Here is a 14,492-nt window from a genome sequence, read left to right on the forward strand (position 1 = left end):
AAAAATTATGTTATCATTATTTAAGTAAGTTAATTAAATTGATGAGAAAAGGAGTCTTACAAATGAAAGCACTACGCTGGCACGATCAAAAGGACATTCGACTAGAGGAAATTGACGAACCAACAGTTGCTCCAGGTAAAGTGAAACTGAAAGTAAAATGGTGCGGCATTTGTGGTAGTGATTTACATGAATATTTAGGCGGACCGATCTTCATTCCTGTGAATGAACCTCATCCACTTACAAAAGAAAAAGCACCAATTACATTGGGACATGAGTTCTCTGGGGAAGTTGTTGAAGTAGGAGAAGGCGTGAGCAATTACAAAGTAGGTGATCGAGTGGTTGTTGAACCTATTTTTGCAACTCACGGGCATCAAGGTGCTTATAACTTAGATGAAAACATGGGCTTTTTAGGACTTGCCGGAGGCGGCGGTGGATTCTCTGAATATGTATCAGTTGATGAAGAATTACTTCATTTATTACCAGACGAAATCTCATATGAGCAAGGCGCGCTTGTTGAGCCTTCTGCAGTTGCTTTATATGCGGTACGTTCTAGTAAAGTACAAGCTGGGGATACAGCGGCTGTGTTTGGCTGCGGACCAATTGGTTTACTTGTCATTGAAGCATTAAAAGCAGCTGGTGCTACTGATATTTATGCAGTTGAATTATCAAAAGAACGCCAAGAGAAAGCAAAAGAGCTTGGAGCGATCATTGTAGATCCTTCTCAATATGAAGATGTTGTTCAAGAAATCGCACGCCGTACAAACGGTGGCGTCGATGTTTCTTTTGAAGTGACAGGTGTACCTGTTGTATTGAAGCAAGCAATCCAATCAACTAGAATTTCAGGTGAAACCGTCATTGTAAGTATTTGGGAAAAAGGCGCAGAAATTATGCCGAATGATATTGTCATTAAAGAACGTACAGTGAAAGGAATTATCGGCTACAGAGACGTATTCCCATCTGTATTAAACTTAATGAGAAAAGGCTATTTCTCTGCAGACACACTCGTCACGAAAAAAATCAAGCTGGACGATGTGATCGAGGATGGCTTCCATGCTTTAATCAATGAAAAAGATCAAGTGAAAATTTTAGTCAGTGCTGAATAAGTAAGATAACAAAGGGAATGGCATAAGCCATTCTCTTTTTTTATGTGATCAGATCATTTTCATAAAGAGAGCTGCGGTTGAATAGTGATAATTGAAAAGATGTTTAATAATAAGGGAGATGACATCATGTTTTATCACATCAAAGAATTGCAATATGAAGCAAAGCCCTCAAAGCCTGATCCGCTTTACGCGAAAAAGCTGCAAGAAGTATTAGGCGGTCAATATGGTGAAATCAGTGTGATGATGCAATATTTATTTCAAGGCTTTAATTGCCGGGCAGACCAAAAATATAGGGATTTATTATTTGATGTTGGGACAGAGGAAATTGGTCATGTCGAAATGCTGGCGACAATGATTGCACGTCTACTTGATAAAGCACCGGTAAAAGAACAGGAACAGGCGTATCAAAGCGATCCAGCACTTGCGGCTGTTATGGGTGGAATGAATCCGCAGCATGCAATTGTTGCCGGTTTAGGGGCGATGGCAGCGGATAGTCAAGGGTATCCGTGGAATGCCAAGTATATCATTGCAAGCGGAAATTTAATGGCGGATTTCAGAGCCAATTTAAATGCAGAATCACAAGGGAGACTTCAGGTCACAAGGCTTTACGAGATGACAGATGACCGCGGCGTCAAAGATATGCTTTCCTTCCTCATTGCTCGTGATACATATCATCAAAATATGTGGCTTGCGGCAATTAAGGAATTAGAAGAGCGGGAAGGGGATGTCGTCGTACCAACCACTTTCCCTCGTTCACTAGAAAAACAGCAGGTTTCCTATGATTTGTTTAACTTCTCAAGAGGGGAAGAAAGCAAGGAAGGCAGATGGGCACATGGCCGCAGCATGGATGGAAAAGGAGAGTTTAGATATATTTCTGCACCTGTCGTATTCGGCTCAGCACCAAAGCTCAAACCTGCACCAAAAGAACTGTTTAACACACCAAAAAAGGGTGAATAAAAAAGTCGATCAGGTTTTTGTGCCTGATCGACTTTTTAACGTCCGAGAGTTCTGCCGTACACGCTGACACGTTTCTCTAATAATGCAAAAGCTAATTCAAAGACAATGCTCAGCAGCCAATAGATCAAAGCAGAGACGAGATAAGTTTCTAAAAACTGATAGCCGTCATTTGCAATGATCCGGGAAATACCCATGATTTCGAGTACCCCAATTGTAAACGAAAGAGATGTCGCTTTTAATAGCTGAACGAGCTGATTGCCAAGGTTCGGTAAGGCCACAACAAAAGCCTGCGGCAAAATAATGCGAAGCATCGCCTGCCTTGTGGTCATGCCTACAATTTTTGCCGCTTCCAGCTGCCCTTTGTCTACTGCCAGAAGTGCACTTCGGACCACCTCTGTTAAATGGGCGGCTGAATGCAGGCTGAAGGTAATGAGGGCAACAGCTAATGGGGAGACCATGTCCGGGTGAAAGGTCAGCCCGAATGTGCCGCTCATGCTAGTTAGAACAAAAGGAAGCCCATAAAAGAAAGCAAACAGTTGAACAATTAGAGGCGTACCTCTAAAAAAGGAGACGTAGAGCGTGACCAGCTGCCTGAGTACAGGGATGCGAAAGAGACGAATAAAAGCAAAAACATATCCGATCACAAGACTCACAGCCATAGAAACTAGTGCAATTAATAAGGTGAAAGGAACGCCTTTTAGAATATGAGGTACTTGGTCAATCGCAAATGGAATATCAATGGTTTGCATCTAAATCGCCTCCTTAACGTGACAGGCTGGTGCGGCCTTTTACAAATTTCTTTTCAAGCAGCATGGTGACTAGTTCAATGCTCATACAAATGAGCCAGTACACAATCGCAATGATTACATACACTTCAAACATGCCGATTCCATAGTTATTTCCTAAGATGATCTTCACCTGTCCCATAATATCGATGAGCCCGATCGTAAAGGCAATCGCCGTGTCTTTCACAAGATCAATGGTGTAATTTCCGAGGTTTGGTAGGGCAATGAGAAAGGCCTGCGGGATAATGATCCTGATCAAGGCCTGTGTATCTGTCATCCCAACAATGTAGGCGGCTTCCAGTTGATCTTTTCCAACTGATGAATACGCACTGCGAAAAACTTCAGATAAATAAGCACCCGTATGTAAAGAGAACGTCATCATCACAAATAACACACGATCCCAATGGTTGATTTGAATTCCTGCCACAAGTAAAAGCTGAGGCAGTCCAAAATAAATTAAGAATAACTGAACAATTAATGGCGTACTTCGTGTAAAAGATAAATAGACAACAGCCAATTGCTTCAGCACTGGGATTTGCTTAATACGAATGCATGCAAATAAAAGCCCTATCAAGATGGCAAAAAACAATGACACTACAATAATGAGAAAAGTGAGTGGCAGGCGTTCAAGCACCTGTAAAAAGATCCGCAGCCAATCTCCAGCTGTAAACGTCATGACGCTTCCTTCCTTTCTTCATATTGATAGCCTTGCTCTGAGATGTAGTCAATATCTTGAAAGAAATCAACCCCAAACCACTTTTTCGCAAGCTTAGGCAATGTTCCATCATCAATCATCTCTTGTGTAACCCGGTCCAAATCTGCTGCAAGCTGTTTTTGACTTGGCTGTAAGACAAGATAGATCGGCTCCTTTGACACGATCCCGCCCACTTTGACCTTCAGGTTCAGATGCTTTTGAATGGTATCAAAGGTCGAAATATTCATAAAGGCCGCATCGGACCTTCCGCTTTCAACGCGCTTTAAGTTGAGTTCATTTGAAGGGCTCTCAATGGTTGTCAGCGGAATATCTGGATCATGTTCTTCATTATATTGATTTAATATGGAACGCAATCCGCCGCTAGGACTTACAGGAGCCAGCTTTTTAGATGTCATATCGTCAAGCGATTGAATATCCTGGTTTGATTCATTCACAATTAAACCTGTCATCGAATAGCCGTACGGAACCTTAGGATAAAGAAACCGCTTTTCGCGTTCAGGGTTACTGAAAAACCAATTAGCCGCCATTTCAAACTTCCCAGCGCCAACACCAATAAGATTGGATTCTTCCTCGCCAAAGATGTAATCAAAATGGATGTGCGGAAGTCTTTTTTCCACTTCATTTAAATAATCAATGTTATAGCCAATCGGTTCGTTTCGGTCATTTGTCGCTAAAAAGGGTGGATTGACCTCTGCACTCAGTGCGACTTTCACAATTTGTTTCCCATCATCTGTTGTTGTTTTTACACTGCTGCAGCCAATCAAAGAGAGGAGAAACAGAAGGACACCAGATGTCATGAATGCTGTCTTTTGCTTCATATGTCTTCCTCCGATCCTTGCCACATTCCGCGATGAATTCTGGATAAAAATTGTTTCGTTCGTTCATGCTGAGGCTTCATCAGAACATCTTCTGGTGAGCCTTTTTCAACAATTTCCCCATCTGCCATAAAGATCACCGTATCCGCTACGTCCTTTGCAAAGGAAATTTCATGCGTCACAATGACCATCGTCATCCCTTGGCTTGCAATATCCTTGATCATTTCAAGGATTTCTCCAACCATCTCTGGGTCCAGTGCGGACGTTGGTTCATCAAACAGAAGCACCGCAGGATTCATCGCAAGAGCGCGGGCAATTCCAATCCGCTGCTGCTGCCCGCCAGATAGTTCACTCGGAAATGCATCCTTTTTATGAAGCAGTCCAATCCGCGTTAAAAATTGCTCTCCAACCTTTTCTGCTTCTTTCTTAGACATGTTTTGAGACACAATCAATCCCTCTGTAATATTTTCAAGTGCCCGTTTATTTTGAAACAAGTGATAATGCTGAAATACCATGGAAGATTGCTGCCTTAGTTTTAAAAGATCTTTTTTATGATATCGTTCAAATTGAATCGTGGCTTCTCCAACAGTCAGCTTTCCTTTGTCTGGAATGTCGAGGCTGTTTAAACTGCGGAGAAGTGTTGTTTTTCCTGATCCGCTCGGTCCAATAATTGCGACCACTTCACCTTCTTGTACGGAAAAATCAATGCCTTTTAACACATGGGTCTGCCCATAAGATTTATGTAGATTAGTAGCTGAGATCATAAAAGCATCACGTTCCTTTGACAGATGTACTTAATATTGATAAAATTTAACACATTAAATCCTATAAGTAAAGTGTGTTTTATTCATTCCAATTGGAAAAATGAGATATCATAGATTGTGAGAAACAGAGGAGTTGGATACATTTTGTCTAAAGCATTATTTGTCGATACCGATTTTCAAAAAACATGGCTCAATCAGCTGGAATCTCTTCGTGAAACGATCGAACAAAACGCAAAAAAACATGATGAAGGCGCTTATTTTCCTAAAAAGAATATCGAATCATTAGTAAACATGGGATATACAACCCTGTCTCTTCCCACTGAATATGGAGGCGGAGGTCAATCTGTAACAGATATGGTTCTATTTCAAGAAACGCTTGGGAGCATGGACGGAGCAACTGCCTTATCGATCGGCTGGCACCAAGGAGTTGTAGGTGAAATTTATGAAAAGAAACTATGGAATGAGAAACAGCTGCAATTCTTTGCGGAAGAAGTGAAGAAGGGCGCCCTTGTCAACCGCGCTGTGAGTGAGGCGCAGACAGGCAGTCCAACAAGAGGCGGCAAGCCTGGAACAACAGCGATTAAATCAGGTGATCGCTGGGTGATCAATGGACGTAAAATTTTCACAACGATGTCACCAGCTCTCACATACTTTTTAGTCGGCGTATGGATTGAAGAAAAAGAAGCGATGGGATTCTTCTTAATTCACCGTGATACAGAAGGTGTTTCTATAGAAGAAACATGGGATGTTGTCGGCATGAGAGGAACAGAAAGCCATGATTTAATCTTAGATCAAGTTGTGGTCTCAGATGACATGCTTGTTGAAGTGCAAAAAGGACCTCGAGGCGTTACATTAAACCCTTGGATCGCACATATTCCTTCCTGCTATTTAGGGATTGCGCAAGCGGCAAGAGATTATGCAGTTCAGTATGCCATCACTCATTCACCGAACAGTATTAGCGGAACGATTAGTGACCTGCCAAATGTCCAAACATTGATTGGCGAAATTGATTTACTACTAAAGCAAGCACGCCACGTCATCTATTCAACGACAACATTGTATGAGCAGCCTGAGAAAAGAGAGCTGTTAATCAATGAATTCGGTGCAGTGAAGCATACAGTCGTCAATCATAGTCTGCAGGTGATTGATAAAGCCATGCGTTTAGTCGGTGCAAAAAGTTTGAGTCTTGGCTGTCCGCTGCAGCGTTACTATCGAGATATTCGTGCTGGGCTCCATAACCCGCCAATGGATGATATGACGATTTCAAAAATCGCGAAGCAGGCCATTGAAGAGAAAAAAGAAAGCTAATATGATCAGAAAGCCGGATGAAACCGGCTTTTTTTATTTGGTAGAAAAGAGGACAAGCGTACCTTATGTCTCATCGCTCAGGCATGCTACAATCGATACAAATCATGGGAAAAGGAGCGGTTTTTTGAAGAAAAAGCATATGAAATGGCTGGTTTTCTTCATTTTGCTGATGGCGCTTTGTATCGGTCAGCCGTCATCAAGTGAGGGAACATCACCAGCATGGTCAGTAGATGATGAATTCTTGAAAGACAGGGAAGGCACATTTGTGATACAAGAAGTAAAAGAAAAATCGCCATGGGTATATAACAAAAAAAGAGCGAATCAGCGCTTTGCCCCACAATCAACATTTAAAGTGGCAAATGCCCTCATCGGACTCCAAACCGGCGCGGTGAGAGATGAATATGACATCAAATATTGGGACGGAGTAAAAAGAGAAATTGATAACTGGAATAAGGATCATACACTGGGCTCTGGCATGAGAGATTCAGTCGTCTGGTACTATCAAGCCATGGCGCGTGACATCGGGGAAGAACGCATGAGCCATTGGGTGAAAGCCATACACTATGGCAATGAAGACATATCTGGCGGAATCGATCAATTTTGGTTAAGCAGTTCGTTGCGCATTTCTCCAGTAGAACAAGTCCATTTCCTCAAACAGCTATATGAAGAAAGTCTCCCATTTGACCTATCTGTCATGAGAACGGTCAAACGAATGATGATCCAAAAAGAAGAGAAACATGCCACCCTATACGGAAAAACAGGCTCCGGCTCAGGCATTGGCTGGTACGTAGGTTTCATCAAACATGAAAACAAAACCTACATCTTCGCCACAAATATCGAAGGCACAGGACTAGAAGCAAAAGAAATCACCTATCGTATTTTGAAAAAATATCATTTGATTGAAGCATCCGTTTAGGGTGCTTTTTATATGAACTTTTTTATGGTCATCTACATAACTAAGGTTTGAATAAATCAAAAAATCTGCCGAGTAAGAGTATAGATAATGACCGTTGAATAAAGAGTTGTCATATAAATTAGTGAATAGACAAACATAAAAGATGCCCACTTCTCTGAATTCATTCGCTTGTAACCTAAAATACTTAAACAAATCCATATAAAACCTAGAAAAAAAGACATAAGCACAAGCCCTATGCTTAAAGAACGGAAAAGAAAACTGCTTAAGGTTATTGCTAAGATATAAAGATTGGTTTGCAAGTATGTTCTTTTCATTCCTTTTACAACAGGTAGCATGGGAATGTTTGCTGCCTTGTATTCATTTTGCTTTCGAATAGCTATTGAGTAAAAATGCGGCATCTGCCAAATAATTGTAATGAAAAATAACCCCAGAATAGCTGGGTGTGAGATGTCTGGTGAAATAGCCGTCCAACCAATGAGAGGCGGCATTGCCCCAGAAATGCTACCAATTTCTGTGTTGTAAACGGTTTTTCTTTTACTCCACATTGTATAAGGGAAAATATAAAAAAGTAAACCAATCAATCCTATAATAGCTGCTAGATAGGTTGTAAATGCTAAAAAAATCAATCCTAAAATAGACATTAAGATACTAAGCCATAGAACTTTTTTAAGATTGACTTCTCCTGTTACAGTAGGTCTGTTTTTTGTTCTATTCATCACGGAATCTATGTCCCTATCATACAAATTGTTTAAAGCTCCAGCAGCACCAATTAATAAAATTGAACCTGCAAATGCAAATAGTATCTCAATAGATTTATGAAGGATGTCAATTTGATAAGTGTATAATGCCAAGGTTAAGCCAGCACACATTGGGATTAAATTTGATGTAATAATTCCCGATTTAACTGTTTGAGTGATTATGTCCCTTTTCGTTTTGTGAATTTTTTTCCCCATCTTTCGCATTGTTTTGCTCCTTTTCCATAGCGATTAATTGTTTATGCTGTACAGCAAGATATATACCATATAGAATTTATATACTAATTGGTATATTAATTCTATATGGTATTATTGTCAAGATAAGGAGGTAAAGGAATGATTAGACAAAGAAAAACGCAAAATGAAAGGAAAGATGAAACACGGAAATTACTCATAAATTCTGCAGTTGAGAATTTCGCCAAGTATGGTTTTCATGGGGTCTCCATTGATAAATTGGCAGAATATGCGGGATTTAGCAAAGGGGCCTTTTATGCGCATTTCCATTCAAAGGAAGAGATCTTTCTGGCTCTATTGGAACAACAAATGCAATTACATGTTAAAAAAATCAATGCTTTATTAGCAGAACAGCCTTCTCTTTTACACTTTCCAGAAAAAATGAATCAACAGTCTATTCAAAATTTTGAAGAAAATCGGACGTGGAGCCTGCTAAATATGGAATTTCTTTTGTATTCAATGAGAAATGAGGAAGTAAGGTGTCAGTGGTCAAATATGATCCTACAATCGGTAAAACAAATCTCTCAATCCATTGAGAATTTAATAGAAAAAGAGAATCTTACATGTACTCTTTCACCTGAAGAAATGGCATGGACAATTCTCTCATTGGAAAATGGTATAGCAATATTTCACTTTATTAGTCAAGACCATATACCACGTGATTTATTAGAAAAATCCTTAAAAAGATTAATTTCCTATAAATAGAAATTAAGGTTCCTTAGTTTGAATGTGGTGGAGAAAGTGATTCTAGAAAGGAGGATTATAAGAAGTGTATTTGAAATATATCCAATTAATGTAAGATGACGATTGTGGGAACTTAGCTAGCCAATCCCTTTGTATAACTGAAATGTTTTTATGGGAATTAGGGAAAAGAATTCAAACGAAAGATTGTGAGGCTATTGTTTTTATATGTGGATCTTTTAAAGACTACAAATTAATTAGTACTTCTAAAAATGAACCTGACATCTTATTTTTAAAAAATACTTACGAGCTAGAAGTACCCTTCTGTTACAGTGAATTTCAAAATGCAACAAATAAGAAAAAGATCTTAGCTGATACTTTGGAAAAAGCGATGCTCTATCTGTGTGAATTAAAAAATTGGGACAGTCAGCTCGTCAAAGCGACATTTCAAAAAATGAAAGAAAAGAAATATAAAGCTGAGATAAAAGGAAAACAAACAAAACTAAGCCCCGATAAAAAAAAGAAAGCATATCCTCTGATCGAGTTAGATCTAAAGCAGTTTACTCTCTATCTTGTCATTGAAGACAATAAAAGAAAGATATTATCTAAAAAACTAATTGCTAAAACCGATACCTATTTGGAAGAAATTTCTTATCATATGCGAGAGCTTAAGTGGTTAACTGATCATGAAGTAGCACTATTCAAACATACAAATAAACCTGTTTATACAAGTTTACGGTTATTGTGATAAGACAAAATGAGAATAGCATAACACTTGTGGAAATCAAGAACGCAAAAATATAAAGGAGTGTATTTTAAATGGGCTTTTGGGAAGAAGAACATAAGAAAAAGAACATTATTTTAGGTGATGACGGGCCAGCTCTTATTGAATACGATTTTTATTCCGAAGCTGATTTGTTTTATAATCCGTATGGAGTCGTCGTATTCAATAAGTAATCTCTAAAATCATGCCATTTTCTACAGTAAATAAATAGATAAGGAGCGACGCAATGTCCATGCATCCGAAAGAATTAGAAACCACCATCCAGTTATCTGCGAAAAAGCGTTATAACTATTTCATCAAAAAGATTGTTGATTTAGAAGAGGTTTGGTCATTAAGCAACGAGAAGGGCTGGGTTATGTCAGAGGATGAACGTGGTGTACCGCAGTTTCATTTTTGGGCGACAAAGGATCATGCCGCTTATTGCGCAATCGATCAATGGGAAAAAACAGTGCCAGAAATGATTAATTTAGAAGACTTTATAGAAGAGTGGCTCCCGGGCATGATAGCAGATGGATTCAATCCGTCCATTTTCTATAATCGAAATAATTCGGTGTCAATTGAAATTCAAACATTAAAAGAAGATATAGAGGAAGAATTAAAAAACTACTAGTTCGACAAGAGTGGAGGTAGTTGTTTGAAACGGCTTGAAGACTTATTTATTCGTTCAGAAAAAGAATTCAAATTCTATCAGAATTTAGTAGATCATGAGTTTGACACAAATAAAGAGCTGCCACAACAAGTCTTCCGTAAGACATTTGATTGTTTTTTATTTCAAGAGTTTGATTGGGCATTAAGTGATAATATTTTACCTACAATCAAGGAGTTATCCAATTTAACACATGATGGAGAATTTTTGACCGCAGTCCTTAAGCCAGATCCAGTTGATTACTATTTGAAGGAGTTTGGTTATTACAATTGGCTGAAAGCGAGTGTGAACATTTCAGGTGAGGATTATGTAAATGCACTATGGATGCACCCAAAAGGTTCCATAGCGGATAATATAATCACGAATTCGAATATAGTTGTCTGGTTATCTCATTCTTTGCAGTGGGCGATTTGGGCAGATAGAGATATGGAAATTTGTATCATAGGGATGGTATCAACAAAAGATTCTGCAAAAGATATGTTATTAGAAGAAGGATGGAAGCCACTGGATCACCCTGTTTTAGCAAATTGGCTACAAATATTATTGAAGGATCAAAAAACATTCGATGACTATTTCACTCAAATGCTTTCTAGTTATGCATAATGCTCCAACCGGTGGAATGGAGAATCAATGACTGATAATAGCCTTATCCGAAGATATGAAAGGAGCATAAAGTGAAAAATTTGTTTATATCCGATCCAAAAGAACTTGAACATGTTCTATCGTTTGTTAATTCGCTCGTTAACAGTACGAAGACATTCCCTGATCAAGTGTTGAAAACAAAAACCCCTCATTATTTATTCGAAGAATTCCATTGGTTGTTATCAGACGGTAGCTGGGAGACACTAAAAGATTTAGCTTTGAACCATAGAGATGAATATATACTAATGGCTGTGTTAGATGAGCAGAAGACTATGGATAATCATTATCGTGATTTTGGTTATTATCCTTGCGTGAAAATCCCGTTAAATATCACACCAAGTGATTACCTTGATATCTTAACGGATTACCCGATACATAGTGTAAACGATAGCATGATGAATATTGCTTCACGTGTGATATGGGTTTCCCCTTCTGCAAAATGGATCATTTATGGTGAAAGAGGTTATGAGATAGGAGTATTAGCGACTCATCAATTAGAACATATGAATAAACAATTGCTGAAAACGTGGAGAACTTTAGATGAGATTGTATTAGGTTGGATTTCTGTTGTATTTCGAAATCAGAAACTTCCAGAAGATTTTAAAAATGAATTCATTCAAAATTACACAAATATTGAATAATAAGAACTATAATCTTCTTAAATTTTAACCTACTTAAAAGCATTGAGAGAAAGGTGTAGTGGATCCATGAACACGAGCCAAGATAAACAAGGCTTAATCAATGATTTGAAGCAGCGCTATCAATACTTGTTAGATTCCGCTTATCCAGATGATATCGTCTCTTTTGAAGAAGAAACTGGTATGCCCTCAGATGATTTTTATTTATTTTTTTCACTTGTTGCAGGCAGCTTAAGTTATGTGATCGATCATAAACGAATACCCAAAAAACAGTTAAACGTGCTGCGTCAGTCATTTGAAGAGCGATTCCCTCAAATCAAATCGTTTCAACATATCCTTGAATCGTATCCTTTATTGCATTCCTACGTTCAATACCATGAAGAAACAAGAAAACGAATCATTGCATTTATACAATAACGTCTTGGAGGACAAACAATGACATGGTTTTTAGATGGAAAAATCCAGAAGCAAATCCCTGATTTCGATATCAGTCATCTAAAGCAAATCAATGAATTCCACTACTTTAAAGAGTATAATGAATATGACGACTTGATCAATTGTTTTGCTTTTGCACATCCAATATGAATCTAGTATCGAATTGAATGGTGCTAGTTTATCTACATATCTGCTACTCATGTTTCCCCATCCCAACACAGAAAGGTGCAATGACATTGAATCGAATCTTGAAATGGCTCTTATTTGCGGCGGTCATCGCTGGCTTATTGGTATGCGCATTCTTTGTGTTCCGTTTCAACCAGCCTAAACCGACGACAAACATCCATTATGCAGACACACAAAATAAACAGCAAACCCTCGATATGTATATGCCGAAGGGCAAAGATGAAGACAAAAAGAAGAAGCATCCAGTCATGATCTATCTCCATGGCGGCGGCTGGACAGGCGGCGATAAGAATAGAGTCGCTTCAAAGGCTGATTATTTTACAGGTCAAGGATATGTGTTTGTTTCGATGAATTACAGGCTTCACCCTAATGCCAACTATGAGCAGATGGCAGATGATACGGCAAACGCCATTAAATGGGTGAAGGATCATGCGGATGAATATCAAATTGATTCATCAAAAATCAATGTCATGGGTCACTCAGCGGGCGGTCATTTGACGGCGCTGGTTGCCACAGATTCGACCTACTTAAAACGTGTGGGGCTGTCGCCAACAACGATCAATTCCATCGTGATTTTAGATGGGCCGTTAAACATTAATCAATTTATACAAGCCATCCCATCGTACAAAAAAGTCTTTGGCAAACAAGAGGAGAATTGGACAAAGGCATCACCTGTTACTTATATGAATCAAAAGAATTTACCGCCTGTCTATTTGGTGACGGGCTGGGAAAATCCTGAGGTGTACAGATTTGCTGAAAAACTGAACCATGATAAAGGCTCTCGGTTTGTTTTTCGGGTGCATACGCTGAGCCACAGTGACCTGAATAAATGGTTTGGATCAGACAGAGCGCCAAAAGAAGCACAAAAAATGACGGAGGTAGTAATGACATTTTTAAATCGATCCAATCACTCACGATAGAAATGTTAAACAGTATCATTTCTTATTTAAAAAGCTAGAGAGTACAGCAACTTGTGAATCAAAGTGAAATTTATTCAATTCTTGTAATTTTATAATAGTTAAAACAGCTGACTTTAATAGTAGGCTGTTTTTTTATTAATTATAAGTAAGTATACTATACAGCTTTATATGATAAATTAATTACTCATTTCCTCTAATTAGTATTTTAGATATATATCACTCATGTGTTTTAGTGGAAAAATAGTATAAAATGATCATTTTAAGGGAAAAGCATCTTTTTTTTCCAAATTAGTTATAATCAGTGTTAAAATGTTTAGTGAGTCATTAGTTTAATTTTGAATATATATAGAGCATTATTCCCTATAATCTTTGGGAGAAAAGAGTTTATATTATCTTGAAAAAAAGACAATTAACACTATATTTTTTTATATAACTGCGAGGAGAATATAAATGAATTATAAGAAAAATCAAAGTTTTAACAACTATATTAATGCATCAAATCAAAAAAATAATGAATATGGAGAGTTTACATTTCATTTTGATAAAGATATGGTCAATAAATTTAAATCTTTATCAAAAAAATTTGATGTTGAATATAAAGTTTTATTTCACACTGTCTGGTTTATATTGTTAAGTAAACTGTTAGGAAAAGATGAGATAAATGTTAGCTCTTTTGATGTTTCTACACCTGATGGAAATAATTATAGTAGCACAGATATAAATTTAAAATGCGATAAAGTTCAAACTTTTTCAGACTTATTATTAAATGTAGATTGCGATAAACAATCAGGGGGAGAATACACTAGTAATAGTAACAGGTATTTGATCTTTTTTTGTAAGGAAGAGGATTATTTACCACAAGAAATAGAAGGCTTTCCTAATAATGATTTAATTTGCTCCGTTATTGACCTATTTACAGTAAAACTTACTTACAATGTTGAAATATATAATAATTTCTATATTTCTAATCTATTAAATTATTTGATTAATATTATTGATCAACTTTCTACTAGTCCCAATATACCTCTGAGAGAAATTGAAATTGTATTAGAGTTGGAGAGAAATAATATATTGATGGAATTTAATGGGACTAAAGTTATGTTTTCGCAAGATGAAACGCTTCATTTTCAGTTTGAAGAACAAGTTAAGAAATCTCCTGAAACAAAAGCTGTTGTATTTGAAGATAATGAATTAACTTATCAAGAGTT

19 protein-coding genes are annotated in these 14,492 nt (G+C 37.7%); 14 read left to right on the plus strand and 5 right to left on the minus strand.

Annotated elements, in window-relative coordinates; all coding sequences use genetic code 11:
- Positions 1-62: 62 nt before the first annotated feature.
- Positions 63-1,103, plus strand: coding sequence for a 2,3-butanediol dehydrogenase (locus AC3WTB_RS16905; protein WP_017358082.1), 1,041 nt, complete (start codon positions 63-65; stop codon positions 1,101-1,103).
- A gap of 126 nt (positions 1,104-1,229) precedes the next feature.
- On the plus strand, positions 1,230-2,060 hold the full coding sequence (locus AC3WTB_RS16910; RefSeq protein WP_099663477.1) for a manganese catalase: 831 nt from the start codon (positions 1,230-1,232) through the stop codon (positions 2,058-2,060).
- A 35-nt stretch (positions 2,061-2,095) separates the two neighbouring features.
- On the opposite strand, the gene AC3WTB_RS16915 is transcribed toward AC3WTB_RS16910, so the two are convergent.
- The 4 genes from AC3WTB_RS16915 to AC3WTB_RS16930 are packed head-to-tail and all read right to left on the minus strand — an operon-like array spanning position 2,096 to position 5,139.
- Positions 2,096-2,809, minus strand: a complete 714-nt coding sequence (locus tag AC3WTB_RS16915) for an amino acid ABC transporter permease (protein ID WP_099663476.1) — start codon at positions 2,807-2,809, stop codon at positions 2,096-2,098.
- Between the two features lie 13 nt (positions 2,810-2,822).
- A complete protein-coding gene (locus AC3WTB_RS16920) occupies positions 2,823-3,521 on the minus strand; it encodes an amino acid ABC transporter permease (protein WP_039180205.1) in 699 nt (232 codons plus the stop codon).
- Positions 3,518-4,378 (minus strand): amino acid ABC transporter substrate-binding protein, encoded by an 861-nt coding sequence (locus AC3WTB_RS16925; RefSeq protein WP_039180202.1) that lies wholly within the window; start codon positions 4,376-4,378, stop codon positions 3,518-3,520. Before AC3WTB_RS16925 ends, AC3WTB_RS16920 begins: the two co-directional genes overlap by 4 nt.
- Positions 4,375-5,139 carry an amino acid ABC transporter ATP-binding protein gene (locus AC3WTB_RS16930; RefSeq protein WP_059374701.1) on the minus strand — a complete coding sequence of 255 codons (765 nt, stop codon included), beginning with the start codon at positions 5,137-5,139 and terminating at the stop codon, positions 4,375-4,377. The genes AC3WTB_RS16925 and AC3WTB_RS16930 overlap by 4 nt, the downstream gene beginning before the upstream one ends.
- Positions 5,140-5,283: 144 nt before the next feature.
- On the opposite strand from AC3WTB_RS16930, the gene AC3WTB_RS16935 reads away from it, so the two are divergent.
- Both AC3WTB_RS16935 and blaBPU read left to right on the plus strand, forming a co-directional pair.
- Positions 5,284-6,447 carry an acyl-CoA dehydrogenase family protein gene (locus AC3WTB_RS16935; RefSeq protein WP_492333990.1) on the plus strand — a complete coding sequence of 388 codons (1,164 nt, stop codon included), beginning with the start codon at positions 5,284-5,286 and terminating at the stop codon, positions 6,445-6,447.
- Between the two features lie 124 nt (positions 6,448-6,571).
- Entirely contained in the window at positions 6,572-7,363 is a 792-nt protein-coding gene (blaBPU, locus tag AC3WTB_RS16940) for a BPU family class D beta-lactamase (protein ID WP_106025831.1), read from the plus strand.
- Positions 7,364-7,419: 56 nt separating this feature from the next.
- On the opposite strand, the gene cyoE is transcribed toward blaBPU, so the two are convergent.
- Complete coding sequence (gene cyoE / locus AC3WTB_RS16945) at positions 7,420-8,325, minus strand: heme o synthase (RefSeq protein WP_492333991.1); 906 nt, start codon at positions 8,323-8,325, stop codon at positions 7,420-7,422.
- A 129-nt stretch (positions 8,326-8,454) separates the two neighbouring features.
- On the opposite strand from cyoE, the gene AC3WTB_RS16950 reads away from it, so the two are divergent.
- The 10 genes from AC3WTB_RS16950 to AC3WTB_RS16995 form a co-directional block, all read left to right on the plus strand.
- The gene (locus AC3WTB_RS16950) at positions 8,455-9,057 is read left to right on the plus strand and encodes a TetR/AcrR family transcriptional regulator (protein WP_338591847.1); all 603 of its coding nucleotides are present in this window, start codon (positions 8,455-8,457) and stop codon (positions 9,055-9,057) included.
- Positions 9,058-9,199: 142 nt separating this feature from the next.
- Positions 9,200-9,781 (plus strand): hypothetical protein, encoded by a 582-nt coding sequence (locus AC3WTB_RS16955; RefSeq protein WP_492333992.1) that lies wholly within the window; start codon positions 9,200-9,202, stop codon positions 9,779-9,781.
- 71 nt (positions 9,782-9,852) lie between these two features.
- Positions 9,853-9,990 (plus strand): hypothetical protein, encoded by a 138-nt coding sequence (locus AC3WTB_RS16960; protein WP_338591841.1) that lies wholly within the window; start codon positions 9,853-9,855, stop codon positions 9,988-9,990.
- 53 nt (positions 9,991-10,043) lie between these two features.
- On the plus strand, positions 10,044-10,427 hold the full coding sequence (locus tag AC3WTB_RS16965) for a DUF2750 domain-containing protein (protein WP_341084094.1): 384 nt from the start codon (positions 10,044-10,046) through the stop codon (positions 10,425-10,427).
- Positions 10,428-10,451: 24 nt separating this feature from the next.
- Entirely contained in the window at positions 10,452-11,066 is a 615-nt protein-coding gene (locus AC3WTB_RS16970; protein ID WP_492333993.1) for a hypothetical protein, read from the plus strand.
- Between the two features lie 71 nt (positions 11,067-11,137).
- Positions 11,138-11,746 carry a hypothetical protein gene (locus tag AC3WTB_RS16975; protein WP_492333994.1) on the plus strand — a complete coding sequence of 203 codons (609 nt, stop codon included), beginning with the start codon at positions 11,138-11,140 and terminating at the stop codon, positions 11,744-11,746.
- A 66-nt stretch (positions 11,747-11,812) separates the two neighbouring features.
- Positions 11,813-12,160: a YxiJ family protein gene (locus AC3WTB_RS16980; protein ID WP_492333995.1), complete on the plus strand. Its 348-nt coding sequence runs from the start codon at positions 11,813-11,815 to the stop codon at positions 12,158-12,160.
- 18 nt (positions 12,161-12,178) lie between these two features.
- Positions 12,179-12,328, plus strand: a complete 150-nt coding sequence (locus AC3WTB_RS16985) for a hypothetical protein (protein WP_186304639.1) — start codon at positions 12,179-12,181, stop codon at positions 12,326-12,328.
- A gap of 80 nt (positions 12,329-12,408) precedes the next feature.
- Positions 12,409-13,284, plus strand: coding sequence for an alpha/beta hydrolase (locus tag AC3WTB_RS16990; RefSeq protein WP_064497903.1), 876 nt, complete (start codon positions 12,409-12,411; stop codon positions 13,282-13,284).
- Between the two features lie 450 nt (positions 13,285-13,734).
- The coding region (locus AC3WTB_RS16995; protein WP_492333996.1) for a condensation domain-containing protein at positions 13,735-14,492 on the plus strand (758 nt) is incomplete at its 3' end.

The sequence above is a fragment of the Bacillus sp. EB106-04-04-XG123 genome (assembly GCF_058791855.1).

Bases quoted from the DNA above. Each gene is read 5' to 3' on its own strand.
- AC3WTB_RS16905 (WP_017358082.1), top strand. From the start codon at position 63: ATGAAAGCACTACGCTGGCACGATCAAAAGGACATTCGACTAGAGGAA.
- AC3WTB_RS16910 (WP_099663477.1), top strand. From the start codon at position 1,230: ATGTTTTATCACATCAAAGAATTGCAATATGAAGCAAAGCCCTCAAAG.
- AC3WTB_RS16915 (WP_099663476.1), bottom strand. From the start codon at position 2,809: ATGCAAACCATTGATATTCCATTTGCGATTGACCAAGTACCTCATATT.
- AC3WTB_RS16920 (WP_039180205.1), bottom strand. From the start codon at position 3,521: ATGACGTTTACAGCTGGAGATTGGCTGCGGATCTTTTTACAGGTGCTT.
- AC3WTB_RS16925 (WP_039180202.1), bottom strand. From the start codon at position 4,378: ATGAAGCAAAAGACAGCATTCATGACATCTGGTGTCCTTCTGTTTCTC.
- AC3WTB_RS16930 (WP_059374701.1), bottom strand. From the start codon at position 5,139: ATGATCTCAGCTACTAATCTACATAAATCTTATGGGCAGACCCATGTG.
- cyoE (WP_492333991.1), bottom strand. From the start codon at position 8,325: ATGCGAAAGATGGGGAAAAAAATTCACAAAACGAAAAGGGACATAATC.
- AC3WTB_RS16950 (WP_338591847.1), top strand. From the start codon at position 8,455: ATGATTAGACAAAGAAAAACGCAAAATGAAAGGAAAGATGAAACACGG.
- AC3WTB_RS16955 (WP_492333992.1), top strand. From the start codon at position 9,200: ATGTTTTTATGGGAATTAGGGAAAAGAATTCAAACGAAAGATTGTGAG.
- AC3WTB_RS16960 (WP_338591841.1), top strand. From the start codon at position 9,853: ATGGGCTTTTGGGAAGAAGAACATAAGAAAAAGAACATTATTTTAGGT.
- AC3WTB_RS16965 (WP_341084094.1), top strand. From the start codon at position 10,044: ATGTCCATGCATCCGAAAGAATTAGAAACCACCATCCAGTTATCTGCG.
- AC3WTB_RS16980 (WP_492333995.1), top strand. From the start codon at position 11,813: ATGAACACGAGCCAAGATAAACAAGGCTTAATCAATGATTTGAAGCAG.
- AC3WTB_RS16985 (WP_186304639.1), top strand. From the start codon at position 12,179: ATGACATGGTTTTTAGATGGAAAAATCCAGAAGCAAATCCCTGATTTC.
- AC3WTB_RS16990 (WP_064497903.1), top strand. From the start codon at position 12,409: ATGACATTGAATCGAATCTTGAAATGGCTCTTATTTGCGGCGGTCATC.